Raw genomic sequence first — 2,512 nt, forward strand, 5'->3', positions numbered from 1 at the left:
GGCCCAGCCGGTGGCGATCGCGCCGAGCCGCTCGCCCTCGGGGCCCTTGGGCGAGATGCCGGCGTTGTTGACGAGCGCGTGCAGGACGCCGCCCTCGGCCTTCAGGCGCTCGGCCACCTCGCGCACGCCGCGCATCGTGTCCTCGGCGTCGGCGAGATCGACCTGGAGGTGGTCCTCGGGGCCCATCTCCCAGGGGCAGTTCTCCGGGAAGGCGTGGCGCGAGCAGGTGATGACCCGCCAGCCGGCGGCGGAGAACCGCTTCACCGTGGCGTGGCCGATGCCGCGGCTCGCCCCCGTGAGGAGCATGATCCGTCGACGGTCGTTGTGGGGTGGGGCCACGGCCTGCCTCGCTGAGCATTCCGCGGCGGGCGAGCCGCGCCGCCGACGGGCTTGAGGGCCCGGTCTAAGCGCTGCAGCCGTGAAAATCCAGGGCGGCGACCCGCTCGCCGCCGCGGTGCAGCACGGCCGGCGCCTTGACCGGCTCGCTCCGCGCGGTGTCTGCGATGCGGCTCATCCGATCCGGAGCCCGCCGATGCCCGATCCCAGCCGCGACCGCCTCCCACCCCTCGCCGAGACGGCGCTGACGCCCGCACAGCGGAGGGCGGCGGAAGCTTTCGAGACCGCCCGCGGGACCCCTGTCTTCGGGCCGTTCTGGCCCCTGCTGCGCAGTCCCGATCTCATGCTGCGCGCGAGCGAGATGGGACTGTACCTGCGCTACGGCAGCGCGCTGCCGCTCGCGCTCAGCGAGTTCGCGATCCTGATCGTCGCGCGGCTGTGGAGCCAGCAGCTCGAGTGGCACATCCACCATCCGATCGCCCTGAAGGCCGGCGTCTCGCCGGAGACCGCCCAGGCGATCGCCGAGGGCCGTCGCCCGGAGGGCATGAGCGCGGACGAGGAACTGGTCTGGACCTTCTCGACCGAGCTTCAGCACAATCGCGCCGTCAGCGACCCGACCTACGCGGCGCTCGTCGCCCGCTTCGGCGAACGGGGCGCGGTCGATCTGGCGGGCATCAACGGCTACTACGCGCTGCTGGCCATGACGATGAACATGGCCCGCACCGCCTTGCCGGAGGGCGCCGAGCCGCCGCTCCGGTCGCTGACGCCCTGAGGGGCGGAGGCCGGCCTCAAGGGTAGAGCCGCGACCGCGTCCAGCCGTCGCCGGACCGGGTGAAGCGCACCCGGTCGTGCAGGCGATAGTCGCCGTTCTGCCAGAACTCCAGGCTGGTCGGCTCGATCCGGAAGCCGGTCCAGTGCTCCGGCCGCGGCACCGGCTCGTTCTCGTAGCGCGCGGCGAGTTCGGCCACGGCCGCCATCAGGGTCGCCCGGTCGGCGAGCGGGCGCGACTGCCGGCTCGCATGCGCGCCGAGGCGGCTCTGCGGGTGGCGGCTCGCGAAGTAGGCGTCCGCCTCCTCGGGCGTGACAGGCGTGACCGCACCGCGGGCGCGCACCTGCCGGCGCAGGCTCTTCCAGTGCAGCACCAGGGCCGCCTGTGGATTCTGGGCAAGCTCCTCGCCCTTGGTCGATTCCGTGTTGGTGTAGAAGACGAAGCCGCGCGCGTCGAAGCCCTTGAGCAGCACGATCCGCACGTCCGGCAGCCCGTCCGAGCCGGCGGTGGCGAGCGCCATCGCGTTCGGGTCCTCGGGCTCGGCGGCCTCCGCCTCCTTCATCCAGGCCGCGAACAGGGCGAACGGATCCTCGGCCAGGGTGAAGTCGGCCGGCACCGCGCCCGGCGCGTGGGCGGAATCACCGATCGTTAACGGCTCCACGGCTTAGTCCTCTCTCATGGCATCCGGTCGGGGGCACCGATGGGGCGCTCTAGCGTTGGGCCTCACGCGGTGGCGGAGAGTTCAGGTGTAATGCGGCAGGGCGCGTGTAAAGACCCCCGGGGGACCCCCGTCGGCCGGGCGTGCCGGCTCGTGATCGGCGCCGGGCTCCTCGCGCTCCTGTGCGGGTGCAGCCAGCCGCTTCTGGTGTTCCGTCAGGCGCCCGAGGAGCCCGCCCGCGCCGAGGCCGCGGAGGCGGGTGCCGAGCCGGCCGTCACCGGCAGCATCTCGAAGCGCCCGTCGAGCTTCGGCCCCGACCTGGGCGAGGAGGATTGGCGCCGCGCCCGGGCCGCGCTGGGTGTCGCCCTCGATCCGCAGGGCAACGGCCGCCCGGTGAAGTGGGACAACCCGGAATCGGGCCTGCGCGGATCGATCAACCCGACGGGGCTTCCCTATGTCGCCAACGACCTGATCTGCCGCGACTTCCTCGCCTCGGTGATCGCGCCCGAACGCAGCCGCTTCGTGCGCGGAACCGGCTGCAAGCCCTCCGGGGGCAGCTGGGAACTGCGTCACCTGCGCGCTTCCAGATCGGCCTGACGAGCCGGTCCGTCAGCGCGCCGCGCGGGCCATCCCCCGCGGCGCTTGACGGCGCGCGCAAAGGAGCCGACTTTCTCCGGTCAGGCCGTTGCGGAAAAGCAACACAGGTCCCACATCCGGGCCGAGATCGCCGGACAGGCGCGAACCGCCGG

The 2,512-nt window shown here is 72.9% G+C and carries 4 protein-coding genes; 2 read left to right on the forward strand and 2 right to left on the reverse strand.

Translation table 11 applies throughout. The annotated features are described in order from the left end of the window. Window positions 1–306: SDR family NAD(P)-dependent oxidoreductase (locus AX737_RS29030; RefSeq protein WP_156454032.1), on the reverse strand; the 306-nt coding region annotated here is incomplete at its 3' end. Window positions 307–532: 226 nt separating this feature from the next. On the opposite strand from AX737_RS29030, the gene AX737_RS29035 reads away from it, so the two are divergent. Further along, entirely contained in the window at window positions 533–1,108 is a 576-nt protein-coding gene (locus AX737_RS29035) for a 4-carboxy muconolactone decarboxylase (RefSeq protein ID WP_066927422.1), read from the forward strand. A gap of 16 nt (window positions 1,109–1,124) precedes the next feature. On the opposite strand, the gene pdxH is transcribed toward AX737_RS29035, so the two are convergent. Further along, window positions 1,125–1,721, reverse strand: coding sequence for a pyridoxamine 5'-phosphate oxidase (gene pdxH, locus AX737_RS29040; protein ID WP_280949108.1), 597 nt, complete (start codon window positions 1,719–1,721; stop codon window positions 1,125–1,127). Between the two features lie 135 nt (window positions 1,722–1,856). On the opposite strand from pdxH, the gene AX737_RS29045 reads away from it, so the two are divergent. Continuing rightward, on the forward strand, window positions 1,857–2,360 hold the full coding sequence (locus tag AX737_RS29045; RefSeq protein WP_066927425.1) for an RT0821/Lpp0805 family surface protein: 504 nt from the start codon (window positions 1,857–1,859) through the stop codon (window positions 2,358–2,360). Window positions 2,361–2,512 lie beyond the last annotated feature (152 nt).

Source organism: Methylobacterium sp. CCH5-D2 (assembly GCF_001556475.1).
Classification (GTDB): domain Bacteria; phylum Pseudomonadota; class Alphaproteobacteria; order Rhizobiales; family Beijerinckiaceae; genus Methylobacterium; species Methylobacterium hispanicum.